General features: G+C 67.0%; 17 protein-coding genes, 1 pseudogene and 2 riboswitches. Of the genes and pseudogenes, 11 read left to right on the top strand and 7 right to left on the bottom strand.

Annotated elements, in window-relative coordinates; all coding sequences use genetic code 11:
- Positions 1-83 precede the first annotated feature (83 nt).
- Positions 84-224 (bottom strand): hypothetical protein, encoded by a 141-nt coding sequence (locus tag RDV84_RS01490; protein ID WP_309152245.1) that lies wholly within the window; start codon positions 222-224, stop codon positions 84-86.
- On the opposite strand from RDV84_RS01490, the gene RDV84_RS01485 reads away from it, so the two are divergent.
- From RDV84_RS01485 to RDV84_RS01470, 4 genes and pseudogenes are all read left to right on the top strand, one after another.
- Positions 223-4,902, top strand: coding sequence for an RHS repeat-associated core domain-containing protein (locus tag RDV84_RS01485; RefSeq protein WP_309152244.1), 4,680 nt, complete (start codon positions 223-225; stop codon positions 4,900-4,902). The genes RDV84_RS01490 and RDV84_RS01485 overlap by 2 nt on opposite strands.
- Positions 4,883-5,356, top strand: a complete 474-nt coding sequence (locus tag RDV84_RS01480) for a hypothetical protein (protein ID WP_309152243.1) — start codon at positions 4,883-4,885, stop codon at positions 5,354-5,356. Before RDV84_RS01485 ends, RDV84_RS01480 begins: the two co-directional genes overlap by 20 nt.
- A gap of 120 nt (positions 5,357-5,476) precedes the next feature.
- Positions 5,477-6,490: pseudogene (locus tag RDV84_RS01475) on the top strand (RHS repeat-associated core domain-containing protein); the annotation flags it as partial.
- Positions 6,481-6,777, top strand: a complete 297-nt coding sequence (locus RDV84_RS01470) for a hypothetical protein (protein WP_309152241.1) — start codon at positions 6,481-6,483, stop codon at positions 6,775-6,777. The pseudogene RDV84_RS01475 and the gene RDV84_RS01470, both read left to right, overlap by 10 nt.
- 393 nt (positions 6,778-7,170) lie before the next feature.
- On the opposite strand, the gene RDV84_RS01465 is transcribed toward RDV84_RS01470, so the two are convergent.
- Together RDV84_RS01465 and ahcY are read right to left on the bottom strand one after the other, a co-directional pair.
- Entirely contained in the window at positions 7,171-7,914 is a 744-nt protein-coding gene (locus RDV84_RS01465) for a hypothetical protein (protein WP_057946476.1), read from the bottom strand.
- A gap of 309 nt (positions 7,915-8,223) precedes the next feature.
- Positions 8,224-9,654 carry an adenosylhomocysteinase gene (gene ahcY, locus RDV84_RS01460; protein ID WP_250444852.1) on the bottom strand — a complete coding sequence of 477 codons (1,431 nt, stop codon included), beginning with the start codon at positions 9,652-9,654 and terminating at the stop codon, positions 8,224-8,226.
- Positions 9,655-9,715: 61 nt separating this feature from the next.
- Positions 9,716-9,792, bottom strand: a riboswitch (S-adenosyl-L-homocysteine riboswitch).
- A gap of 315 nt (positions 9,793-10,107) precedes the next feature.
- Here ahcY and RDV84_RS01455 point away from each other — a divergent pair.
- Positions 10,108-12,747, top strand: coding sequence for a S9 family peptidase (locus tag RDV84_RS01455; protein ID WP_425606331.1), 2,640 nt, complete (start codon positions 10,108-10,110; stop codon positions 12,745-12,747).
- A gap of 112 nt (positions 12,748-12,859) precedes the next feature.
- On the opposite strand, the gene RDV84_RS01450 is transcribed toward RDV84_RS01455, so the two are convergent.
- On the bottom strand, positions 12,860-13,576 hold the full coding sequence (locus RDV84_RS01450; protein ID WP_309152240.1) for a hypothetical protein: 717 nt from the start codon (positions 13,574-13,576) through the stop codon (positions 12,860-12,862).
- 429 nt (positions 13,577-14,005) lie between these two features.
- Positions 14,006-14,091: riboswitch (cyclic di-GMP riboswitch) on the top strand.
- A gap of 45 nt (positions 14,092-14,136) precedes the next feature.
- Here RDV84_RS01450 and RDV84_RS01445 point away from each other — a divergent pair.
- From RDV84_RS01445 to RDV84_RS25640, 4 genes are all read left to right on the top strand, one after another.
- On the top strand, positions 14,137-16,602 hold the full coding sequence (locus RDV84_RS01445; protein WP_309152239.1) for a hypothetical protein: 2,466 nt from the start codon (positions 14,137-14,139) through the stop codon (positions 16,600-16,602).
- A gap of 327 nt (positions 16,603-16,929) precedes the next feature.
- On the top strand, positions 16,930-17,532 hold the full coding sequence (locus RDV84_RS01440; protein ID WP_309152238.1) for a TetR/AcrR family transcriptional regulator: 603 nt from the start codon (positions 16,930-16,932) through the stop codon (positions 17,530-17,532).
- Between the two features lie 119 nt (positions 17,533-17,651).
- Positions 17,652-18,686 carry an NADP-dependent oxidoreductase gene (locus RDV84_RS01435; protein WP_309152237.1) on the top strand — a complete coding sequence of 345 codons (1,035 nt, stop codon included), beginning with the start codon at positions 17,652-17,654 and terminating at the stop codon, positions 18,684-18,686.
- 306 nt (positions 18,687-18,992) lie between these two features.
- Positions 18,993-19,253, top strand: coding sequence for a DUF6053 domain-containing protein (locus RDV84_RS25640; RefSeq protein ID WP_486624516.1), 261 nt, complete (start codon positions 18,993-18,995; stop codon positions 19,251-19,253).
- Here RDV84_RS25640 and metK read toward each other — a convergent pair.
- Positions 19,147-20,370 (bottom strand): methionine adenosyltransferase, encoded by a 1,224-nt coding sequence (gene metK / locus RDV84_RS01430; protein WP_309152236.1) that lies wholly within the window; start codon positions 20,368-20,370, stop codon positions 19,147-19,149. The genes RDV84_RS25640 and metK overlap by 107 nt on opposite strands.
- Before the next feature lie 350 nt (positions 20,371-20,720).
- Between metK and olsF the strand changes: the two genes are divergently transcribed.
- Positions 20,721-22,499 carry a bifunctional ornithine lipid synthase OlsF gene (olsF, locus tag RDV84_RS01425; protein WP_309152235.1) on the top strand — a complete coding sequence of 593 codons (1,779 nt, stop codon included), beginning with the start codon at positions 20,721-20,723 and terminating at the stop codon, positions 22,497-22,499.
- Positions 22,500-22,519: 20 nt separating this feature from the next.
- Positions 22,520-23,353 carry a UDP-2,3-diacylglucosamine diphosphatase gene (locus tag RDV84_RS01420; RefSeq protein WP_057946484.1) on the top strand — a complete coding sequence of 278 codons (834 nt, stop codon included), beginning with the start codon at positions 22,520-22,522 and terminating at the stop codon, positions 23,351-23,353.
- Between the two features lie 300 nt (positions 23,354-23,653).
- Here the strand turns inward: RDV84_RS01420 and RDV84_RS01415 are convergent, their stop codons facing one another.
- Both RDV84_RS01415 and RDV84_RS01410 read right to left on the bottom strand, forming a co-directional pair.
- Positions 23,654-24,136, bottom strand: a complete 483-nt coding sequence (locus RDV84_RS01415; RefSeq protein WP_057946485.1) for a hypothetical protein — start codon at positions 24,134-24,136, stop codon at positions 23,654-23,656.
- 249 nt (positions 24,137-24,385) lie between these two features.
- Positions 24,386-25,090 (bottom strand): aspartate/glutamate racemase family protein, encoded by a 705-nt coding sequence (locus RDV84_RS01410; RefSeq protein WP_309152234.1) that lies wholly within the window; start codon positions 25,088-25,090, stop codon positions 24,386-24,388.
- Positions 25,091-25,217 lie beyond the last annotated feature (127 nt).

The raw sequence follows: 25,217 nt of genomic DNA, 5'->3' as shown, positions 1-25,217 counted from the left end.
GGCCGATGCCGATGGAGCAGGAAACGGACGCTGCGAAGCGTCCGTTTTTCTTGGCGGTATTCATGCGGTAAATACGCCGGATATCAGCAAAAAATCACTGTTTTTTCGAACTTGAACCGCGGCGGCGCCGGTAACGAAAATGTCGACGGGCGGTCAACGACGATCGCCCCGGCATCGAGGTGAAAGCTGTCGACGCCGCGCCCTTCGTTCTCGGGTTCGAACATGCTTACAGGGATTCGTTTCGCGCAGCGCGCCTTCGCACGCTGCGTCCGGTTTCGGCTTTCGCTGTCCATCGCACTCTGGCTCGCGGCGATCTTCGCTTCCGCCGCCGTCGCGCAGGAAAGCCAGATCGCATGGAAGATCGTCGTTCCGACCGGCCAGACGACGTCCTACAACACCTATCAGCAGGCGGCTGACGCGATCAAGGCGCTGCCCGGGCCCAGTGACGGACCCAATCCCTATCCCTTCGTCACCGTCGTCAAAGACAACCTGCTGCGCGCCGACGGCAAAGGCACCATCACCTACTGGATGGGCTTGAAACAGCCGCTGGATCCGGACTGGGGCTACGACGCTACCCTGGGCGGCGCGCCGCACTCCAGCGAAGCGCTCGCGGTGGCGGAGCTGGAGGCGTTTTACAACGATCAGGCGCCGGCCTGCCCGGCGACCGCGAAGGCCACGGCCACCGGGGCCTGGAGCCCGCCCGATCCGCAACACGCGGGGATGCTGGAGCATCGCGTGTTCGACATCGTCTACTACCGCGGCGAAAACACCCAGACCCAGCCTTGCGTGAAGGACGCGACGGATACGATGACGCTGTCGCGCACGCGCCGGATGCAATGTCCCGCCGTCAATATGAACTGGAGCGACAAGTACGGGGCTTGCGCGAACGAGCGCGATGTCGCGGCGATCAGCACCGACAAGATCCTCGGGTGCGGCGGTCACCGCGGTAATCCTTGCAACGTCAAGACCGGCGAGAAGATCGAGAACCAGACCGATTTCGACCTGGGCTGGATATCCCTCACGCGCAGCTACCATTCCGGCATCGCCGTGCGTTCCGGCAGCTTCGGTCCGGGCTGGACCCATTCGCTGGACCTGCGCTTGAGTATCTCGGCCGATACGCTCGGGCTCAGCGGCGGCAACGGCTACCAGGTCCGCTTCGCCAAGGTAGGCAACGCCTTCGTTGCCGCCGACAGCAGCGGCGACCGGATCGTCGCCTCGGGCTCGCAGTGGTTGCTGCATCGCTCGGGCGAGGTCTTGGTGTTCGACAGCCAAGGCCGTCTGGCGGAGCGGCAGGCCGAGGACGGAACCAAGCTGACCTATGGCTATGGCGCGTACGACCGCCTGGACTCGGTGACGCACTCGACCGGCCGGTCGGTGAAGTTCAACTACGCCGGCAACTCCGGCGACGCGCTGATCTCCTCGATCGCGTCGGGGAACACAACCCTGGCCAGCTACACCTATACGCCGGGGCGCCAAGTCGAAACCGCGGCGTTTCCCGGCGGCGGCCAGCGCAAGTACCACTACGAAGACAGCCGCTTCCCGCGCCACCTGACCGGCGTGACCCACGAAGACAACAAGCGCTACAGCACCTTCGCCTACGACGCCAAGGGGCGGGTGATCACCAGCCAGCACGACGGCGGCGCCGACAAGATCACGCTGGCCTACCGCCCCGAAGGCGGAACCGAGGTGACCGACTCGCTGGGCCAGAAGACGACCTATGGCCTGACCAGCGGCACCGGCGTGTTGCCGCGCCGGTTCGGCGACATCGTGGACGAGAATGGCACGGTCAAGAATATGTACAACGCCGAGTCCACCGACTTCCGTGGCCGCCCGGCCAGCCTGACCGACCGCAAGGGCATCAAGTCGGAGTTCGCCTACGCCGAAGCCAACGACGCGGTCACCGGCGCGCTCGCGCGCACCGTCACGACGACCGAGGCCGTCGGCAAGCCCGAGCAGCGGGTCAGCACCGCGACGACCGATGTCGCCAGCAACCGCCTGATCCGCTCGACCGTCGGCAACCAGGAGACCCGGATCGCCCGCAACGCCCGCCTGCAGCCGATCAGCGTGGCCGTGCGCGACACCGTCGCCAATGTGACTCGCACCACCGCCTACGCCTACTGCGAAGCCGCCGATGTCGTCGCCGCCAACAGCACCTGTCCGATCCTGGGCCTGCTGAAGTCGGTGGATGGCCCGCGCAGCGACGTCAACGACATCACCAAGTTCGAGTACTACGGCAGCGACGACAGCACCTGCGCGACCACACCGGCGCTGTGCACCTTCCGCAAGGGCGACCTGCGCAAGACCATCGATGCGGCCGGCCTGGTCACCGAAATCTCCGGCTACGATGCGCAGGGCCGGGTGTTGTCGGTGGTCGATCCCAACGGCGTGGTCACCGACTCCGAGTACAACACCCGCGGCTGGCTGACGGCCAGCAAGGTGCGTGGTACCGACAACGCGGTCGAGACGGACGACCTGGTCACCAAGATCGAGTATTTCCCCACCGGCCTGACCAAGCAGGTCACGCTTGCGGATGGGAACTTCACGACCTTCGCCTACGACAACGCGCAGCGGCTGACCGGCGTGACCGACCGCTCCGGCGCGACGGTGCAGTACACGCTGGATCTCGCCGGCAACCGCAAGGTCGAAGACACCAAGAACAGCGCCGGCACCGTGCAGGCGACGCTGTCGCGGGTGTTCAACGTCCTGGGTCAAGTGCAGACCTACAAAGACGGCCTGAACCACGCGACCGGCTACACCTACGATGCCGAGGGCCATCCGGACACGACCACCGACGCGCTCGGCCGCGTGACCGACCAGGACTACGACCCGCTTGGACGATTGGTCAAAACCTTGCAGGACGTCGGCACCGGCCGGATCAACGCGGAAACCAAGATCGAGTACGACGCACTCGATCAAGTGACCAAGGTGATCGATCCGAAGGGCCTGTCCACGGTCTACGCGCGCAACGGGTTCGGTGAGCTGACTCAGCTGACCAGCCCGGACACCGGCGTGACCGGCTACACCTACGATGCGTCGGGCCAGACCAAGACCCGGACCGACGCGCGCAATATCACGACAACCTACAGCTACGATGCGCTGGGCCGCCTGACCCAGCGTGCTTACCCCACTGCCGTGCTGGGCACGACCTACACCTACGACACGGTCGCGTCCGGCTGTCCGGCCGGGGAAACGTTCTCCAAGGGGCGGCTGAGCCAGTCCGTCGGCACCGGCGGCGCCTTGCGCTATTGCCACGACCGCTTCGGCCGCATGGTGCGCAAGATCGTGGTCACTACCGGGCCCGTGCTGACCCTTCGCTACGCCTACACCGCGGCCGGCACGCTGAAATCGGTGACCTATCCGGACGGGAGCGTTGCCGACTACGTGCGCGGCAGCCATGGCCGAATCACCCAGATCGGCGTGACCCGTACGGGAGCGTCGCGCGAAATCCTGCTGACCGCCGTGGGCTACGCCGCATATGGCCCAGCGGCCGGCTGGGCATACGGCAACAACCAACCGATGACGCGCAACGTCGACCGCAATTACGACATCTCGCGTCTGGTCGGCTCCGCCCCGGACGGCCTGTCGCTGCACCTGACCCGCAATGAAGTCGGCAACGTCAGCCGATTCAGCACCCAGAACCAATCCGCGATCCTGGCGCGCTACGAGTACGACCGGCTCGACCGCCTGACCCAAACCCAGGATGGCCCCACCGCGACCCCGCTGGAGACCTACGGCTACGACGCCACCGGCAACCGCACCAGCTTCAAGAGCGGAGCGAGCGCCGTGCAGGCCTATGCCTTCCCGAACACCAGCCACCGCCTGCAAAGCGTTGCCGGCATCGCGCGCAGCTACGACGCAGCCGGCAACACCACCAGCGTCGGCGGCACGGCGAAGCAATACGTCTACAACGACCTTGACCGCCTCGCGCAATTCAAGGTCGACGGCGCGGCGAAGATGAACTACGCCTACAACGGGCTCGGCCAGCAGGTGCGCCGCTACAACGACACCAGCATCCGGCATTCGCTGTACGCCGAGGATGGCAGCTGGTTGGGCGAGTACGACAACGCCGGCGCGGCGCTGCAGCAAGTCGTTTGGATGGACGAGCTACCGGTCGGCGTGATCCAGGGCTCCGGCACGGCGCAGAAGCTGTACTACATCGAGCCCGATCATCTGGGTACGCCGCGGATCGTGGTCGATCCGGTGCGCAACAAGGCGGTTTGGGCGTGGAACGTCAAAGGCGAGGCGTTCGGAAATACGCAGCCAAATGAAGATCCGGACCTGGACGGCGCGAAGTTCGTGTTCGATATGCGGTTTCCGGGGCAGCGGTTCGATGCGGTCAGTGGCTTGGTTTACAACTACTTTCGTGACTACGATTCGGCCGTCGGTCGTTACATTCAGAGCGATCCGATTGGTCTGAATGGTGGGGCTGATACTTATGTTTACGCCGATGCGCAGCCACTAAATACCATTGATCCCCTGGGGCTTATGGATGTCCGGGCTAGAAGATTTCTTGGTGGAGAGTTTCGAGGGCAAGTCCGATTCTCGGTGAGGTTCTATGGTCCGGTGAGCGGTAGGTTAAGAGACTTTAAAGCATTTCTGATGAGCCCCTTGCCTGGTGCCGCCAAGCAGCTCGACAAGGGTCTGAATTATTTGGACGGCGATCCATCCGGGGTTAGCTCAATCCCGCTCATAAAATTAAGCAAGCGGCGGATGTGTGATAGCTATGATGATGAGGCGAAGCAGATCTACGAAGAAATGTTCGGAAGTTGGTCGCCAATAGGTACCATCTCTGCCGATCAGCTTGTTAGCTATGTGGCGGCGGTGAAGGCATCCAATCCGAATCTTCGTTACGATGCTGGACTTATGATCAGGGAGTCGACCAATGGTCTTCCGTTTGAGTGAAGGCAGGTGTTGGCTTGTAGCGCTGCTGGCGATGGTCGTCTCAATCGTCGTATCGATATGGCCTTTGGGTGAGGTGAAATCCCAGTTCTTTGTGCTCCTGGCGGGAGCTCTATCCGCTTATCTCGTGTTGGCAGGCTATGCGGCGGCAAGGTTGATCCGCTGGATAGATTCGAAGGGTTTTGGATTTGGAAGGACTATTGGCGTACTCGCTACGTTCGCCTTTTTGCTGGCGATGTCATGGGGGGTGTTCGGCGGCTACTTTATCCTTTCATCTTCGCAAGGATTGCAGTCGACGGAACAGTTGGCTGTCGACTACCTGCTTAGAAGGGGGGTTAAAATACAGCAGTCGCTAATGATTGCAGTGCCGATTTTATCGGTTGCGTCAGAAAAAATGGTGGACTCGATCGGCTCAATACTTTTGCTGGTGATTGCTATGGCTCTACTCCTTGGATAAATGCGGTATTGCTGCACTAACACCTCCCAATCGGGCATCATAGGGGCCAGGGCCCAGAGCGGATGCCGTCGGCGAAACGCCGCCAGCGTAGGCGGCACCGCCTAGTAATACGTCTACAACGAGTTAGGCCGCCTCGCGCAATTCAAGGTCGACGGCGCGGTGAAGATGAACTACGCCTACAACGGGCTGGGCCAGCAGGCGCGCCGCTACAACGACACCAGCATCCGGCATTCGCTGTATGCCGAGGATGGCAGCTGGTTGGGCGAGTACGACAACGCCGGCGCGGCGCTGCAGCAGGTCGTTTGGATGGACGAGCTACCGGTCGGCGTGATCGAGGGCTCCGCCACGGCGCAGAAGCTGTACTACATCGAGCCCGATCATCTGGGCACGCCGCGGATCGTGGTCGATCCGACACGCAACAAGGCGGTGTGGACGTGGAGCGTGAAGGGCGAGGCGTTTGGCAGCACTATGCCGAACGAAGACCCTGACATGGACGGTACGAAGTTCGTGTTCGATATGCGATTTCCGGGGCAGCGGTTCGATGCGGCCAGCGGGTTGGTCTACAACTACTTTCGCGATTACGATTCAACTACGGGGCGATATATTCAGGGTGACCCCACAGGCCTGGATGGCGGGATCAGCTTGTATGCCTATGCACAGTCCGGTCCGTTGAAGTACTACGACCCCGAAGGTCTATGCCCCTGCGGAAATGTAGATGCATTGTTGAAAAACGCGCGAGCCGATATGCGGGATTGGAGTCGCAAAGCTGATCGGAGCGAAGTCAATTCCAGTTTTGGTGCCGAAACAAACAAATGCAACTTGTTCGTAGATACTATCTATGAAGAATCAGGCTATGCGCTGCCTAATCTTGGAGGCTCGCTTTTCTCTGTAATGATGTTGAGGTATCCGCCGGGTGCCCAGACATTGTCTGACGCTAGCTATGACTTGCTTGGGTGGCCGAAGGTTTCCGGTCCTGCGCAACCTGGCGATCTGGTTGCGTATGAAGGACATGTTGGAATCTATGCTGGCGATGGAACGACGATTTCCGCATCTACCGATAAGGGAAAAGTTGAGAATAGCTGGGGCTTCAGGAAGGGGCAGAATCCGGTGATCAGGAGAAGCAAATGTCCATGATTTCGAGACATATGTCGCTGTCCGTGTCGGGTGTTGCACTGGCTGTGGTGCTGCTATTCCTCGTTTATTCGCATGCCAAGTCTTCATTTTTCCACGTGGGCTACAATGATGGATTATCGGCGGCCAATAGTGCTTTCCTCCAGAAGCTCCGTGAGCAAGGCAGCCCAAATTTTGATTGCAAGGGCTTTCCGGAGGCTGATCTTGAGGAACTGGTCAGTGTGAAAGGTGACGCCGTTTATTTGATCAAGTCAGGTGGTGCTTTGCGAATGTGTGAGTATCTGCATTGACGCGGATATCAAGAAAGAAGTTGCGCTGCATCTTTTCTTGAGTCTTTTCTCTAGCTGTCTGAGCTATGACGCGCATGATGTCACTTCGTTCGATTGGCAGCCTGATGGCGCGCGATGGTCGATCCTCATGAGCGCTCGCAAAAGACGGTGAATTGACCGTGCGAGGATCGCTTGGCGAATGAAGGTGGCAAATACGTACGGTCGCAGTACCGCGTCTGGTGGGAGCGGTGCTCTGCTTTGAAGTGAGCCGATCTTGGGCTTCGGGATGGCGCGTGAAGAGCACGGCGCGACGCGGTAAGCGGTGCGCCGTGGCAGCAAGAAAGCGGACGCTCTCGAGCGCATGTTTTGAGTTTTCGCTCGCTACCCAACCAAAGCAAGGCGACGGCAGGTGCCTCAAATAAACGGCACCCCCGGAACATCGTCCGGCAGATCGATATCCGGCACCAGATCGCGAATATCCGGCACCGCCACCGTCGGCAGCTTGTCGAGGCTGGGGAACCAGTCCTGCTCGGTCAAGCGGTCGAACAAGCGCTCGCCCTGCTTGCCCAGGCCGATGCCGAGGCCTTGCGGCGTGAACGCGAACGGGCCGGCGTCGTGCAGGTATTGCTCGGCGGTGGCGCCGAGGATGCCGGGCAGGTTGTCGATGTCGAGCTTGCCGATGGTGAGCTTGGTCTGGTCGATGCCTTCCTGGCTCAGCACGTCGTTGATGTCCGGGGTCAGCGCGATCACGGTCAGGTCTTGCGCCGACAGCTGGTACAGGCCCGAGTCGACGTAGGCGTCGGGATGGGTGCCGAAGGCGAACTCGCGGAATGCGGCGGGGTCGCGCTCCAGTTCGGCGAAGCCTTGCGGGTCGCGGATGCGGTAGTCCTCGATCGCGGTCTGCAGCGCCAAGGTGGTGCGGTCGCGCCAAGCCAGGCCCGCCGGCGACAGGTCGGTGCTGTCGAGCGAGGCGAAGCGCTCCATGTACTTGTCGCCGTAGCCCATGTAGTAGTCCGGCGGGGTCATGCCGGGGTTGCGCGCTTCGAAGTCGGCCAGGCGCTGCTCGTAGTATTCGCGCGTGCCGACCTGGACCGGCGCCGGAGTGTCGGCGGGCGGGGTGTAGGTCGGAAACGAAGGCGCGTCGATCGGGCGGACCATGGCGGGCTCCTGCGAAAGGATGGCGTCAGGGTAGCGGTGGGGGAGGGGGCTGCCAGCTCGGACAGACCCTAGGTGAAAGGCGCGGAGCGGAATCAGCGCAGGCGGTTCAGGTTGCGCTGACGCGTCTCTTGCGCGCTCGCGGCTTGCGCCGCTCCTGCAACGCGGCCCTGCAGGAGCGGCGCAAGCCGCGACGCGGCCGATCGTTCGCCGACGCGATGCGAGGTCTGTACGAGGCATCCGCGCAAACGAAAACGGGCGCCCGAAGGCGCCCGTCTTTCGTATCGGCGCATCGCCCGAAGGCGAAGCCGATCAGTAGCGGTAGTGATCCGGCTTGTACGGACCGTCGACCGACACGCCCAGGTACTGGGCCTGTTCGGCGGTCAGCGTGGTCAGCTTCACGCCGATCTTCTCCAGGTGCAGGCGCGCGACTTCTTCGTCGAGCTTCTTCGGCAGGATGTAGACCTTCGCCTCGTACGTATCCTTGTTCGCCCACAGGTCGATCTGGGCGAGGGTCTGGTTGGAGAACGAGTTCGACATCACGAAGCTCGGGTGGCCGGTGGCGCAGCCGAGGTTGACCAGGCGGCCTTCGGCCAGCAGGAAGATCGAGTTGCCGGTCTTGAAGGTGTACTTGTCGACCTGCGGCTTGATGTTCAGGCGGGTCGCGCCGGAGGCGTTGAGCGCGTCGACCTGGATCTCGTTGTCGAAGTGGCCGATGTTGCAGACGATGGCCTGGTCCTTCATCTTCGACATGTGGTCCAGCGTCAGCACGTCCTTGTTGCCGGTCGTGGTGACGTAGATGTCGCCGCGGCCCAGGGTGCTCTCGACGGTGTTGACCTCGAAGCCTTCCATCGCCGCCTGCAGCGCGTTGATCGGGTCGATCTCGGTGACCACGACGCGGGCGCCGTAAGCGCGCAGCGAATGGGCCGAGCCCTTGCCGACGTCGCCGTAACCGCACACCACCGCGACCTTGCCGGCCAGCATCACGTCCATCGCGCGCTTGAGGCCGTCGGCCAGCGACTCGCGGCAGCCGTAGAGGTTGTCGAACTTGCTCTTGGTGACCGAGTCGTTGACGTTGATCGCCGGGACCAGCAGCGAGCCAGCTTCGGCCAGCTGGTACAGGCGGTGCACGCCGGTGGTGGTCTCTTCCGAGACGCCCTTCCAATGCTTGACCACTTCGTGCCAGAAGCCCGGGCGCTCGGCGTGGACGCGCTTGAGCAGGTTCTTGATGACCTGCTCTTCGTGGTTGCCCGACGGGGTGTCGACCCAGCCGTCGCCGTTTTCGAGCTCATAGCCCTTGTGGATCAGCAGGGTCACGTCGCCGCCGTCGTCGACGACCAGCTCCGGGCCCTGGCCGTTGGGGAAGCTCAGCGCGGCGAGGGTGCAGTCCCAATACTCTTCCAGCGACTCGCCCTTCCAGGCGAACACCGGGGTGCCGCTGGCGGCGATCGCCGCGGCGGCGTGGTCCTGGGTCGAGAAGATGTTGCACGAAGCCCAGCGCACGTCGGCGCCGAGGTCGCGCAGGGTCTCGATCAGCACCGCGGTCTGGATGGTCATGTGCAGCGAGCCGGTCACGCGCACGCCCTTGAGCGACTGCGCGGCGGCGTACTTCTTGCGGATCGACATCAGGCCCGGCATCTCGTGCTCGGCGATGTCGATCTCCTTGCGGCCCCAGTCGGCCAGGGAGATGTCGGCGACCTTGTAATCGCCTTCGGTCGAGAAGGTCTTCGGTACAGCGTTCATGCGGATTAGCTCCAGTGCGGGGGGAGCCGGCGGGATGCCGGGTCCGGCGAGTCGCGAAGACTCAAACCGGGCGCCGTTGGGACCTGGGCCTCGCCGAGCCTGGCCGTGTCCGTCACGGTCGCAGCGCCCCTCGGCGGGCTGAGCGCGAAGTATATCGCGCGGCCCGCGGCGGCCGAAACGCGGGCCTGAACGCGCGGCTGCGGCAAAGCTCGGCTCCGGCAAGGCTCGGTCCCGGCAACGCGCGCGGCCCGCCCGCGACGAGCGACCGGCCCCAATGGCATAGGCGCCGCGGCGCGCCGGGCGGCTAAGCTCGAAGCGGGGAGCGCGCCGCCCATCGCCGCCGTCGCCGCGACGGCGCCGGGCCGGCCAGCGCTCCGACGTTCCGCATCCGCTGCGTTGCGCAGCGGTGCTTTCCCGCATCAGCGTTTTTTCGCATCCGAGGACCGACCTTCCATGAAGCCGCACGCGCGCCGCTCCGACCGCCGACCTTCCACGCCCGCGCCGGGCAGCCGCCGGCCGTTGCCGGGTTTGCCGTTGCCGGGTTTGGCGTTGCCGGGTGTGTTGCTGCTCGCGCTGGTGCCGTGCCTGGCCGCGCAGGCCGCGCCGGCGGCCAAGCCCGCCGCCGCGCCGGCCGCCGCGAACGCGGCGTTCGGCGACGGCTACCAACTGCCGCCCAAGCCGCTGCAGGCCATCGTCGACGCGCCGCGCCCGCCGCAGATGTCGCTGAGCCCGCGCCGCGACTGGATGGCGCTGATGCGCACGCCGTCGTTGCCGGGAATCGAAGTGGTCGCCCAGCCCGAGCTCAAGCTCGCCGGCCTGCGCATCCATCCGCGCGTGCGCGCGGCCAGCCGTTTCAGTTTCGCCAGCGGCCTGGAGCTGCTCGAGATCGCCAGCGGCAAGACCGTGCAGATCGACGGCCTGCCCTCGCCGCTGTCGCTGGCGTCGCTGGAGTGGTCGCCGGACCAGCGCTGGCTCGCGTTCAACCGCGTCGACGCCGCGAGCGGCGCCAACGAGGTGTGGCTGGTGGAACTGGAGACCCGGCGCGCGCGCAAGCTCGTCGCCGGGCTCAACACCGTCGCCGGCCGCGGCTACGGCTGGACGCCCGACAGCCGTAGCCTGCTGGTGCGGTTGCAGCCCGAAGGGCAGGGCGACGCGCCGGCGGGCAGCGGCGTGCCCACCGGCCCGGCGACCCAGGAAACCCGCGCCGGCGGCGGCGTGAAGCAGATCCGCACTTACCAGGACCTGCTGCGCAACGAGAACGACGCGCGCCAGTTCGAGTACTACCTGCGTTCGCAACTGGCGACGGTCGATCTGACCGGCCAGGTCGCCAAGCTCGGCGCGCCGGACCTGTACACCGGCGTGTCGGTCTCGCCGGACGGCCGCCACGTGCTGACCACGCGCCTGCAGCGGCCGTTCTCGTATCTGGTGCCGGCGAGCATGTTCGCGCGCCGCATCGACGTGCTCGACGGCAACGGCCGGTTCGAGCACGAAGTCGCGCGCCTGCCGTTGGTGGACGGCCTGCCGACCGGCAACGACGCGGTGCCCACCGGCGTGCGCGAAGTCGAATGGCGCAGCGACGCGCCGGCGACCCTGGTCTGGGCCGAGGCCCAGGACGGCGGCGACCCGGCGCGCGCGGTCGAGATCCGCGACGCGGTGTTCATGCAGGCCGCGCCGTTCGACAAGCCGCCGCAGACCCTGGCGCGGCTGGCCTCGCGTTTCGAAGGCGCGCACTGGGGCAGCGGCGAACTGGCGCTGATCGATGAGTTCTGGTGGAAGACCCGGCAGGTGCGCCAGTGGCGGATCGCGCCCGACCACGGCGATCGCGCGCCGGAGCTGATCCGCGAAGGCCGCAGCGAAGACCGCTACAACGATCCGGGCAAGCCGGTCAGCGTGCGCGACGCCGCCGGCGGCGAACGCCTGCTGACCAGCGCCGACGGCGGCAGCGTGTACTTCATCGGCGAAGGCGCCTCCAGCGAGGGCGACCGTCCCTTCCTCGACCGCCTCGACCTCGCCGACAAGCGCCGCACGCGCCTGTTCCATTCGCAGGCGCCGTACTTCGAACAGCCGTTGGCGGTGCTCGACGACGCGGCCAAGTCCGTGCTGACCGTGCGCGAATCGCCGACCGAACCGGCCAACCTGCAGCGGCGCGAACTCGGCGGCGACGCCGCGCCGGTGGCGCTGACCCATTTCCCGCATCCCACGCCGCAACTGCGCGACATCAAGAAGGAACTGATCCGCTACAAGCGCAACGACGGCGTCGAGCTGACCGCCAACCTGTACCTGCCGGCCGGCTACGACGCCAAGCGCGACGGCCCGCTGCCGATGCTGATGTACGCCTACCCGGCCGAGTTCAAGAGCGCCGAAGCGGCCAGCCAGGTGACCGGCTCGCCGTACGAGTTCAACGCGGTCAGCTACTGGGGCCCGCTGCCGTACCTGGCGATGGGCTACGCGGTGCTGGACAACCCGACCATGCCGATCGTCGGCGAGGGCGAGCGCGAGCCCAACGACACCTACATCGCCCAGCTCACCGCCAGCGCCCAGGCCGCGATCGACGAGGTAGTGCGGCGCGGCGTCGTCGACCGCAACCGGGTCGCGGTCAGCGGCCATTCCTACGGCGCGTTCATGACCGCCAACCTGCTCGCCCACACCCGTTTGTTCAAGGCCGGCATCGCCCGCAGCGGCGCGTACAACCGGACCCTGACGCCGTTCGGCTTCCAGGCCGAGGAGCGCAATTACTGGCAGGCGCAGAGCACCTACGAGGCGATGTCGCCGTTCAACTTCGCCGACAAGATCAAGGACCCGCTGCTGCTGATCCACGGCGAACAGGACAACAACTCGGGCACTTTCCCGATCCAGAGCGAGCGCATGTACGCCGCGATCAAGGGTCTGGGCGGCAACGCGCGGCTGGTGATGCTGCCCAACGAAAGCCACGGCTACCGCGCGCGCGAATCGATCCTGCACATGCTGGCCGAGACCAACCGCTGGCTGGAGACTTACGTCAAGAACGCGAAGCCCGAGAATGCGAAGGGCGAGGGCGCCAAGGCCGAGAGCGCCAAGGCCGAAGCGGGGCGAGGCGCGAAGGCGGCGAAGTAAGCGCGATTCGGGCGCGCGCGGTCCGCGCGCGTCTGGCGTAAACGAAAAGCGCCGGCCGCGAGGGCCGGCGCTTTTTCGTTCTTGCGCTGCGGGATTTGGATGCGGGCGGGGCTCAGTGTCCCTTGCCGTTGCCGTGTCCCTTGTCCTTGCCTTTGCCCCCGCCGTTGCCATGGCCCTTGCCGTTGCCGCCGCCATGGCCCTTGTCCTTGCCGCGACCCTTGCCGGGGCCGTCGTCGTAGCCGTGGCCGGAGTTGCCGTGCGCCTTGGGGCCGCCGTGGCTCTTGCCGTTTCCATTGGCGTTGCCGCGCCCCTTGCCCGGCCCGTGTTCGGCCCAATCCACCCGCACGCTCTGATCGACGCGGATCGGATAACCCCAGTGGTCGTAGGTCTGCACCGCGCCGCGCTTGAGCGCGTGGAAGGCGGGCGAGCCGGGCTTGATGCCCATGCGCTGCGCCACCGCGCCCCAGCCCTGGCCGGGATTGCGGTCGTACTCGCGCACCACGTTGAGGCAGGGCACGCCGAGCGAGCGGGCCAGGGCGCAGGCGTAGTAGACATCGCCCGGCGCCCAGCGGCGGCGGTCGAGCAATTCGTCGATCAACGAGCGCGGCGCGCCGTAGTAGCCGGTCATTTCCTCGATGAAGGGTTCGCGGTAACGGCGGCCGTAATCGTTGATCTCGCCCAGGCGGGTGTCGACCCAGACGTCGCCGGTGCGGATGTTGTAGCCGATGGTCTGGGCCTGGACGTTCGCGGCCAGGCCCAGGCCGATCAGCAGGGCCAGACTTGCGGCCTTGAGGCCGGTCCGGCGCGGGTTGTGCGGGGCAGTTCGCATTGCAGCACCTCGTCGTAGTGCGGTGGTGGCCGGGCGCCGGCTTGGGGGCGGCGGGCGCCGTGCGCGGAGCATAGCGGCGTTCGCGCTGGCGCGGACGTTGTTGGTGCCTGCGTTGCGTAGCGGTTGGGCTTCGTCCGCGCCAAGTGAATGCCAGCGGCGGGGCGCGTTGCGGCGGGCAGGGCCGGAACAGGCGCTCGCCGCGGCGGTTCCGCCCTCGGCGGCGCGGCGTTCCCCAGCGGCGCTTGCCTGGGCCGACGCCTGCGGCGGTCCATCCGGCGGTGGTCGGTGATGTTGCAAAAACGCAACGCGCCGGCCTTGCGCCGGCCGTGTCCGGCGGGCGTATAGTCCGCCTCGGCAACGCAGCGCAGGGGATCGCGGGCGCTGCCGCCGGACCCGCTGTCGAGCCGTCCGGCGCCTTTCGACCCCAGGACTCGACAAAGGCACAACCGGCGAAAGCCGGCGTCGCAAAGCTCCCGGGTACCGGCCCAGCGCGCCGGCACGGCCGAGCTACCGAGCGAACACGACGGACGGCCACGGCCGCCCCGCTCAGGAGTTCTGTCATGTCCCGCTATCGTCCCTGGCGCCCGCTGCTCGCGGCGGCGCTGCTGCTCGCATCCTCCGGGGCCTGGGCCGCCTCGGTCCTGCCGACCACGTATCCCGGCAACTTCACCAGTTGCGACGACCTTCCCGGCGTCGGCAGCTGGCAGGGGCTGGGCTACAGCACCGGCAGCGCTCCGATCAACGGCCAGAGCTACACCCTCGGCGTTCCCGGACAGAGCATCGTCTTCAACTACACCCCGCCCAGCCAGATGCAGTACATCGGCTTCGACGCGACCATGCCGATGGACTACGTCGTGGTGAAGGGGGGCAATGCCTACAACGTGTTCCATTACGCTCCCGGCGTCGCCAACGACACCAACCTGTATTCGCCCGACAACGGCAGCGGCCAGCCGGCCGGCGTCAGCCACGTCACTTTCTGCTTCACCCCGCGCCCGACCGGCGCGAAGACCGCCGACGCCAGCTGGAAGCGCTACACCGACTGGAGCATCGACAAGACCGCGACGCCGAACCAGATCGTCATGCTCGACGGCGACAGCCACCAGGTCGATTACACCGTCACCGCCAGCGCGCTGACCCGCCAGTTGTACCGCGTGTCCGGCACGATCACGGTGCGCGACCCGTTCGGCTTCGGCTGGAACGCGAGCTCGGTGGTCGACACCATGCAGTTCGGCAACGCGCCCAATCAGTTCAGCCTGCAGTGGACCGCGCAGGGCGGCGACACCGACACGCTCGATTGCAGCAAGCCCGCGCCCAACGCGGACAAGGTGATCCTCAACTGCAGTTACGCGTTCGATCTGAGCAGCCTGAGCTTCCCGTTCCTGACCAGCGCCAGCGGCGGCGTCAACGCCGCGGGCATCACCGCGACCCGAAGCGGCCAGTCGTACACGTTCTCCGCGAGCGCGCCGTTCTCGATCTCGGCCGACCCGAACGAGAGCTACGGCGACAGCTTCGCGGTCGACGATTCGATGCTGCCGGACAGCGTGGACCACAGTTTCGCGCTGGGGTCCGGGCCGTACGTGTGGACGTATCCGCGGCCCAACCCGCTGACCTGCAACGCCGACCAGGGCAACTCGACCAACACCGCCACCGGCACCTGGAGCACCGGCGCGAACACCAACGCCGGCGCCAGCGATTCGGCCACGGTGCAGGTCGCGTGCCGCACGGTCAGCGTGAGCAAGACCGCGCAGACCCGCTACGACCGCGATTACGCCTGGACGCCGGACAAGCACGTGGTGGTCTCGCCCGCCGACGCCAAGGTCACCGGCATGCAGGGCTGCCTGGCCGATCCGATCGCCACCGGCGATTACGCGGGCAACTACCTGTGCGACGACGTCGACGTGACGCTCAACGCCGGCGGCAGCTACGAGACGGTCTATCGTCTCGCCGCCACCCGTACCACCGAGGCGGAAAGCAACTTCGGCGTCAGCGGCGACATCCAGGTCTCCTGGCCCGCCGACGTCAGCCCGGTGTTCAGTCCGTCCGCGCCGAGCGACACGTTGTCGTTCGACGACGGCGGCAGCCAGTCGGTCGTGCCGACCTGCGATGCGCAGACCGCGACCTCGCTGCATTGCAGCTACAGCGCCGCGCTGAGCGGCAAGCTGGGCGGCACCAACCAGGCCACGATCCAGCGCGTGCAGCAGTGCTACGACGCGCAGGGCAACGCCAGCGCTTGCGGCTTCAAGCGCTACAGCTCGAACCAGGCGGTGGTGGCGTTCGGCGATCCGGCGGTTGAAACCGACCGCTGCGTGGCGTTGACCGATCTGTTCAACGGCACCGCCGGGCTCAACCTCGGCGCGGGCTTCGGTTGGACGGTGCAGCCGCTGCTGTGCGGCAGCTTCGCCCAGTTCGTCACCGGCGACGTCGATCCCGATCCGGGCATCGTGCGCAGCCTCGACGTGGCCGCCGCGTGGTTGCCGCCGGCCGACACGGGACCGGGCCTGAGCTGCGAGTTCATGGTGCCGAACGTGCTGACCCTGAACAGCGACAACGGCGCGAGCAAGAGCGACGAAGCGGTGCTGAGCGTCCGCGTTCCGGAACTGTGCGCGAGCGGCGGATGCACCTACACCCTGGGTTACTGGAAGACCCATTCCAAGTACGGGCCGGCGCCCTACGACGCCACCTGGGCCAAGATCGGCGAAGACACGCTGTTCTTCGGCTCGGGCCAGACTTGGTACCACGTGTTCTGGACGCCGCCGAAGGGAGGCAACGCGTACTACATCCTCGCGCACCAGTACATGGCCGCGCGCTTGAACGTGGAAGCCGGCGCGACCGCGCCTGCGCAGGTCGCCAGCGCCATCGCCCAGGCCGGCGCCTGGTTCGCCGGCCGCAGCAGCGCTGCGCCGAAGGGGCCGGCGAGGGAAACGGCGATCGCGCTTGCGGGCACCCTCGGCGCCTACAACGAAGGCGCCACCGGTCCGGGACATTGCTCCACGTCCCCGGCGACGCTCGCCAAGGCCGGGCAGTAACGGCCGGCAGCGGCCGCGATTCGGCCGCACTGCGTCATCGGCGACCCCGGCCTCGGCCGGGGTCGCTGTTTTTGCGGCGCCGGGCGGCTTTGGGCCGGAGGACTGTCGGGCCGGGCTCTTGTGGAAGGTCTTGTGGAGAGAGCTCTTGTGGGAGGGCCTTCAGGCCCGATGCCTTTCGATCCGGCGCGGCGATCTGGTCGAAAGGCATCGGGCCTGAAGGCCCTGCCACAAGAGCCGGGCTGAGGCGCAAGAGCGGCTGCTACGACACCGGCTGCCACAAGGCTGGCGACTAGACGACCGGTCTAATCGGGCGTACAGTCGCGTCCCATGAACGCCATCCCCGTCCCCCACGACGTGCGCAAGCACATCCTCGACGTCGCCTACCCGCTGATGCTGCGCAAGGGCTTCACCGCGGTCGGGCTGGCCGAGGTGCTGTCGGCGGCGCAGGTGCCGAAGGGCTCGTTCTATCACTACTTCGGTTCCAAGGAAGCCTTCGGCGAAGCGCTGCTGGAGGCGTATTTCAGCGACTACCTGCAGCACGTCGACGCGCTGATGGCGCAGCCCGGCAGCGGCGCGCAGCGGGCGATCGCCTACTTCGAGGACTGGCGCGAGGCCCAGACCGGGTCCGATCCGGACGGCCGCTGCCTGGTGGTCAAGCTCGGCGCCGAGGTCTGCGACCTGTCCGAACCCATGCGCGCGGCGCTGGAGCGCGGCACCGGCGCGGTCATCGCCCGGATCGCCCGCTGCATCGAGCGCGGCCGCGACGACGGCTCGCTGCCGGCCGGGCTGGAGCCGCACTCCCTGGCCCAGGGGCTCTACCAGAACTGGATCGGCGCCAGCCTGCTGGCCAAGGTCCAGCGCGAGCGCGAGCCGATGGATCTGGCGATGGCCGGCACCCGGCACCTGCTGGGGCTGCCCGCGCAAGACTGAAAACCCCACAGGGCGGGGCGCCCCGGCGCACCCGCCCTTTCTTTCGCCCCGCTACTAGACGACCGGTCTAATCGATCCGGTCGAGCCGTGCCTCCACCACCCACCCAGGACACCGTCCCATGCCCCAGACCGCTGCCGTCAACCGCCGTTTCGCCCTCGCCGCCCACCCGCAGGGCCTGCCGACCCCGCAGGATGTGCGCCTCGAAACCGGCCCCGTGCCCGCGCCCGGCGACGGCCAGGTGTTGCTGCGCACGCTGTACCTCTCGCTCGATCCGTACATGCGCAACCTGATGGACGAGGTCGGCCCGGTCTACGCGCCGGCGGTGCCGCTGGGCGAGGCGATGGTCGGCGGCACGGTCAACCGCGTGGTCGCCTCGAATCACCCGGACTTCAAGCCCGGCGATCTGGTGCTCGGCAACGCCGGCTGGCAGGACTATGCGCTGTCCGACGGCAGCGACCTGACCGCGCTCGGCGACATGGCCGAGCCCTCGCACGCGCTCGGCGGCCTCGGTATGCCCGGCTTCACCGCCTACGTCGGCCTGCTCGACCTCGGCCAGCCCAAGCCCGGCGACACCGTGGTCGTGGCCGCGGCCACCGGCGCGGTCGGCGCGGTGGTCGGACAGATCGCCAAGCTCAAGGGCGCGCGCGTGGTCGCCATCGTCGGCGGCGAGGACAAGCGCCGCTACGCGCTCGACGAACTCGGCTTCGACGTGTGCCTGGACCGGCGCGATCCGGATTTCGCCGCGCAGCTCGCGCAGGCCTGCCCGGACGGCATCGACGTGTACTTCGAAAACGTCGGCGGCGAAGTGTTCGACGCGGTGCTGCCGCTGCTCAACATCGGCGCGCGCGTGCCGGTGTGCGGCATCATCGCCCACTACAACGACAAGACCGCGCCGGCCGGCCCGGACCGGGTGCCGCTGCTGATGTCGGCGATCCTGCAAAAGCGCATCAAGGTGCAGGGCTTCATCATCTTCGATCACTACGAACAGCGCTTCGAAGCGTTCCGCCGCGACATGGCCGAGTGGATCGGCAGCGGCGCGCTGAAGCTGCGCGAGGATCGCGTGGACGGCTTGGAGAATGCGCCGGAGGCGTTCATCGGCCTGCTGCAGGGGCGCAACTTCGGCAAGCTGGTGGTGCGCGTCGGCGAGGATTGAGGCCGGCGATTGCGTTGTGGGAGAGCGCTGCGGTCTGAGCGAAAGGCGTCGGGACTGAAGTCCCTCCCACAACAGCGGGCGCCCGCGATGAAGCCTGTGTCGGAGGGCCTTCAGGCCCGACGCTGTTCGGCCAGGTCGCCCCGCGATCCGGAACCAGAGCATCGTGACTGAAGTCCCTCCCACGACAGCGGGCATGGGCGATCGAGCCTTTGTGGGAGGGCCTTCAGGCCCGACGCTGTTCGGCCAGGTCGCCCCGCGATCCGGAACCAGAGCATCGGGACTGAAGTCCCTCCCACGACAGCGGGCATGGGCGCTCGGGCCTTTGTGGGAGGGCCTTCAGGCCCGACGCTGTTCGGCCAGATCGCCTCGCAATCCGGAACCAGAGCATCGCGACTGAAGTCCCTCCCACGAAAAAGGGCCGCTTTCGCGGCCCTTTTTCCTGTTGCGAGGCGCGTCGGGCTTACTTCTTCAGCCCGGCGTCCTTGCGCAGATCCTCGGCCTTGTCGGTCTTCTCCCACGAGAAGGCGGTGGCGGTCTGCTTCTTGCCGGCGCCGTCGACGTAGCTGACTTCCTTCGGCTTGCGGCCGAAGTGGCCGTAGGCGGCGGTCAGCTGGTAGACCGGGTGGATCAGGTCGAGCATCTTGACGATGCCGTACGGGCGCAGGTCGAAGTGCTTGCGGATCAGCTTCTCGATCTTGTCGTCGCTGATCTTGCCGGTGCCGAAGGTGGTCACCGAGATCGAGGTCGGCTCGGCCACGCCGATGGCGTAGGAGACCTGCACTTCGCACTTGTCGGCCAGGCCGGCGGCGACGATGTTCTTGGCCACGTAGCGCGCGGCGTAGGCGGCCGAACGGTCGACCTTCGACGGATCCTTGCCGGAGAACGCGCCGCCGCCGTGGCGGGCCATGCCGCCGTAGCTGTCGACGATGATCTTGCGGCCGGTCAGGCCGCAGTCGCCGACCGGGCCGCCGATCACGAAGATGCCGGTCGGGTTGATGTGCACCTTGTTCTTCGGCAGCTTCTCCAGCCACGCCTTCGGCAGCACCGGCTTGAGGATGTGCTCGTACACGCCCTCGACCAGGTCCTTCTGCTTGATGCCCGGATCGTGCTGGGTCGACAGCACCACCGCGTCGAGGCCGGCGACCTGGTGCTTGTCGTCGTAGCGCAGGGTGACCTGCGACTTGGCGTCCGGACGCAGCCAGGGCAGCTTGGAGTTCTTCTGCTTGCGGATCTTGGCCTGCTGCTCGACCAGGCGGTGCGAGTAGTAGATCGGCGCCGGCATGAATTCCGGGGCCTCGTTGCAGGCGTAGCCGAACATCAGGCCCTGGTCGCCCGCGCCCTGTTCTTCCGGCTTCTTGCGGTCCACGCCGGCGGCGATGTCCGGCGACTGCTTGCCGAGCATGTTGATGATCGCGCAGGTGTGGCCGTCGAAGCCGACGTTGGAATTGTTGTAGCCGATGTCGTTGATGACCTTGCGCGCCAGCGCTTCGATGTCCACCCACGCGTTGGTGGTGACTTCGCCGGCGACGATCGCCGCGCCGGTCTTCACCAGCGTCTCGCAGGCCACGCGCGCGCGCTTGTCCTGGGCCAGGATGGCGTCGAGGACGGCGTCGGAGATCTGGTCGGCGATCTTGTCCGGATGGCCTTCGGAGACGGATTCGGAGGTGAACAGATAGCTGGACATCGAGGCAATATCCTTCGATTCGGATAGAAAGATGGCCGAGCATTGTACAAGCTCGGCCGCGTGCGCGCATTGTGCCGTGCCCCAGGGTTGTCTGGGCGTTAAGCGCGGCTGAAGGGCCCGCGCCGGGTCGGCCGTTCGGCGGAGGCCGGGGCGGGGCGCCGGTGCCAGCCTGGACCCGCTGCCAGGATGGCCGGCTTCCACGGCGACGACGCATCGCCGTTTCGCGCTTTCCGGGCGGCGCTCCCAGGCCGGACAGGGCTGTCACCGGACTGTCCCCAAACCGCCATGTGGCTGTCGCCGCGCCGGCTCAGGCTGCGCGGCATACCGCCGCCCCCGATGCGACGAAGACCATGCTGCAACTCGAACGCCGATTGGAAGAACGTTATCCGCAGTGGTTCCGCGGCCGCAGGGCGAGGCTCGCCCGTCCGCTGGTGCGGACCCTCGGCCGTTGGTCGAGGTTCGACCAGATCGATGAATTCCTGGGCGAAACCCGGCATCTGCACGGGTTCGACTTCGTCACCGCCTCGCTGGAGTTCCTGCAGTCGCGCTACCTGGTCGAGGACGCCGAGTTGCGCCGGATCCCGACCACCGGGCGGCTGCTGATCGTGGCCAACCACCCCTCCGGCGCGGTCGACGCGCTGGCGTTGCTGGACGCGGTCGGCCGGGTCCGCAGCGACGTCAAGATCGTCGCCAACGACCTGTTGCTGGCGCTCGACGGCCTGCAGGACCTGCTGCTGCCGGTGCGCATCCTCGGCGGCCGCCCGAGCGCGGAGAGCCTGCACGCGATCGAGGCGGCGCTGGAAGCCGAGCAATGCGTGATCGTGTTCCCGGCCGGCGAAGTCGCCCGCCTGGGCCTGCGCGGGGTCACCGACGGGCGCTGGCAGCGCGGTTTCCTGCGCTTCGCCCGCCGCACCGGCGCGCCGGTGCTGCCGATCCGCATCGAGGCGCGCAATTCGGCGCTGTTCTACGGCGCCTCGGCCTTGTTCAAGCCGGCCGGCACCGCGCTGCTGGCGCGCGAGATGTTCGCCCGCCGCGCGCGCCGCATCGCCCTGCACATCGGCCGCGCGTTCCGGCTGCCGGCCGAAGGCGACGCCCAGCAGGTGCTGCGCGAGGTGCGGCGCGAGCTGCACGCGGTCGGCACCCCGCGCGAGCGGCCGGCGCCGGTCGGGCCGGAGGCGCTGATCGACGCGGTCGACCCGGCGCTGGTGCGCGCCGGGGTGGAGTCGCTGGAGTCGCTGGGCCGCACCACCGACGGCAAACAGATCCGGGTCGGCGCGCTGCCGGCCGGCTCGCCGCTGCTGCGCGAAATCGGCCGCCTGCGCGAGCTGACCTTCCGCCAGGTCGGCGAGGGCACCGGCCAGCGCCTGGACGTGGACGTCTACGACAGTTGGTACGAGCACATCGTGCTGTGGGACGAAGACGCCGGGCGCATCGCCGGCGCCTACCGCATCGCCCGCGGCAGCCGGGTGGTGGCCGAGCGCGGCCTGGCCGGGCTGTATACCGCTTCGTTGTTCCGTTATGCCGAAGACGCGGTGCCGCGCCTGGTCCAGGGCATGGAACTGGGCCGCAGCTTCGTGACTCCGGACTACTGGGGCAGCCGCAGCATCGATTATCTGTGGCAGGGCATCGGCGCCTACCTGAGCCGCAACCCGGGCATCCGCTACCTGTTCGGCCCGGTCTCGATCAGCGCCGCGCTGCCGATCCCGGCGCGCGAGCAGATCGTCGCCTACTACGCCCGCTACTACGGCGGAGCCGGCGCGGACGCGGTGTCCAAGCAGCCGTTCGTGTATCGCGCCGCGCCGCCGCAGTTCGACGCGCTCGACGCGGCCACCGCGTTCCGCGTGCTCAAGAACAACCTCGACGCGCTCGGCAGCGCGGTGCCGATGCTCTACAAGCAGTACACCGACCTGTGCGAGCCGGGCGGCGCGCGCTTCCTCGCCTTCGGCGTGGACCCCGCCTTCAGCGACGCGGTCGACGGATTGATCGAAGTGGACCTGCAGCAGCTGCGGCCGAAGAAGCGCGAGCGCTACCTCGGCGTGGCCGTGCCGCGTCCGGCGCCGCCCGCCGACGGCGAGGCGGCGAACGACGCCGGCACCGACGCTGCCCAGGCCCACGCACCGGACACCTGACCCCGCCACGAGACCGTGCCATGAGCCCCGCCTCGATCGTGCCGTTGCCGTTACGCCGCCGCGCCGTGTTCGTTTCCGACGTGCATTTGGGCTCCAAGCACTGCCATGCGGCGGAGTTCGCCGACTTCCTGCAGGGGCTGCGCTGCGACAAGCTCTACCTCGTCGGCGACATCGTCGACTTGTGGTGGATGTCGCAGCGCCGCGCCGCCTGGGGTTCGGCGCAGTACCGCGTGGTCGAGGCGCTGCACGCGCTGGCGCGCGCCGGCACCGAGCTGATCTACGTGCCCGGCAACCACGACCGCTCGATCCGCCGCTTCTGCGGGCTGACCCTGCCGCGCATGCAGGTGCGCCGCCGCGCCATCCACCTCACCGCCGACGGCCGCCGGCTGCTGGTGACCCACGGCGACGACTACGACGCGATCACCCAGTTCGGCGGCATGCAGGAGAAGTTCGGCGACTGGCTGTACGAGCGCATCCTGACCGGCAACAAGCTCACCAACCAGGTGCGGCGCCGCTTCGGCAAGCGCTACTGGTCGCTGGCGGATTTCCTCAAGCGCCGCAGCGGCGCGGCCGAGCGCTACATCGCGCGCTTCGTCCAGGCCGGCCTGGACGATGCGCGCAAGCGCGGCCTGGACGGCATCGTCTGCGGCCACATCCACCGCGCGTCGCTGTTCGAGCGCGAGGGCTGCGTCTACGCCAACGACGGCGACTGGGTCGAGAGCCTGACCGCGCTGGTCGAGGACCCCGACGGCACCCTTCGCCTGCTGACCCACACCGGCGAGACCCGCGCCCTGCTGCCGCCGCGCGCGCCGCGGACGTTGCCGGCCGGCAAGGAACTGCCGTACGCGGCGTGAGGCGTGAGGCGGCTGGAGGGCGAAAGTCAGGACCCAGTTTGTCCTTGCTCGCGAGCCCGGCTGCGCGCGCATCCGTTCCCGGACAGTGAGCAGGGCGCGCCTGACTGGACGAACCCAAAGGAAAACAGCGCGTTTTTCAGCGCTGCCTGAAGGTTCGATCAGGATCGGTCGAATCGATGCCCCACACCTCGACAGGGTTACGGCCCGCACGGCAACCAGAGTCCCCGGCCGGACTGCTCCGACTCAGGCCGGGCCGCCAATCCGCGGCCCCTCAAGCCATGATTCATGACCGCATGAAGCCTACGAAGCCCTGTGTGACTCGCCGCGCGTGCTTCGATCTTTCAACTCCGCATCCACCGAATCGACCAGCGCCTGCAAGTTTCTGGGGACGGGCGATCCTATATAGCTGCGACCTACCTCGAACGGATCGACCATAAGCGCCATGTCGTTCCACGCGGAGAATCGCCCGACCACGTAGCGTCCGTAAAAAACAGATCCTTCATCTTCGTTGACATACCAAGAGCCCTGGTATCTCTGGGCGAAATACTCCCCGACAAAATATGCCACCCTCGCGTGGAGCCATATTTTCTCGTCGTCGCCGTCCAGTTCCACGTTCTTCAAGGCAGTGCTGAGCAAAGGCAGGTAGTCGGCCGCATGGATCAGGACTTGCGGCGCAGGATTTATTCCCATCTGCCCCACGAACTCGACAAGCACGGAAATAGCCTCTGCGTAAAAATCATCGAGCTCGGACTTCCGTTGCTCGATCAACTCAGGCGAAATCATCGTTGAGTACCTTCATCCATAAAAAAAGCCCAGCGCCCTTGCCGGCGGCTTGCGCCATCATGCCTGTTCTCGCGACTCATTGGTGCGCCAGCAATGGCCGTGCCCAGTCGGCCCGCTCTAACCCGGGATGACGCTGCCGATGGACATTGCGCGCGCCGTCGGCGCGCCGGCACCGCCGTCCCGTGCGAGGAACCGATTGCCTGCGGCCAGCTACGGCGGCGAGGCCGTACCCGCCCTCAGGCCGATGCGCTAATCCACCCCGGCCACCGCCGCCCGCAACGCCGCCCGCGCCAGCAGCCGGGTCGAATCCAGCGTCGGCAGCGCCGAATTGCCGTCGTCGATGATCAGCGGGATCTCGGTGCAGCCCAGCACCACCGCGTCGCAGCCCTGCGCCTTGAGGTCCTCGATAACCCCCTGGAAGTAGGCGACGGTCTCCGGCTTGAACACGCCGTACACCAGCTCGTCCATGATCAGCCGCCCGATCCGCGCGCGCTGCTCGGCGCCCGGACGTACGTACTCCAGTCCCAACGCTGCCAGCTGCCGCGGGTACACCTCGCTCTCCACCAGCCACTGGGTGCCGGTCAGGCCGATCCGGCGGAACCCGCGCGCCTGCGCCTCGCGCGCGACCACTTCGGCGATGTGCAGCCACGGCAGCGTCGAGCGCGGCCGCACGTAGTCCATCGCCTGGTGGATGGTGTTGTCCGGGCAGATCAGCAGCTTGGCGCCGGCGCGTTCGAGCTTGCGCGCCGACGACAGCATCAGTTCGCCGACGCCGTCGAGGTCGCCGCGTTCCAGGCAGGCCACGTAGTCGGCCAGCGAGTGACCGTGCAAGGCGATCTGAGGATGCGCGTGCGGGCCGAGCAGCGCGGCGGCTTCGGCGCAGATCGTGCGGTAGCACAGCGCCGCGCCTTCCGAGGAACAGGCGACGATGCCCAGGGGCAGGGGAGCGGTCATGCGGATTCCATGAGAGCGCGGCACGCGGCCGCTTGCGGCCACCATGCGAGCGCCGCCGCGGCCGCGCAAGTCCGTGCGCGCGCATGCAACGAAAAACAAACACCTTGCGCGGGCCCGCGCCGGTAGC

This window comes from Lysobacter yananisis (assembly GCF_031199375.1).
GTDB lineage: Bacteria > Pseudomonadota > Gammaproteobacteria > Xanthomonadales > Xanthomonadaceae > Lysobacter > Lysobacter yananisis.
This window is presented reverse-complemented; position numbering and strand designations above follow the sequence as displayed.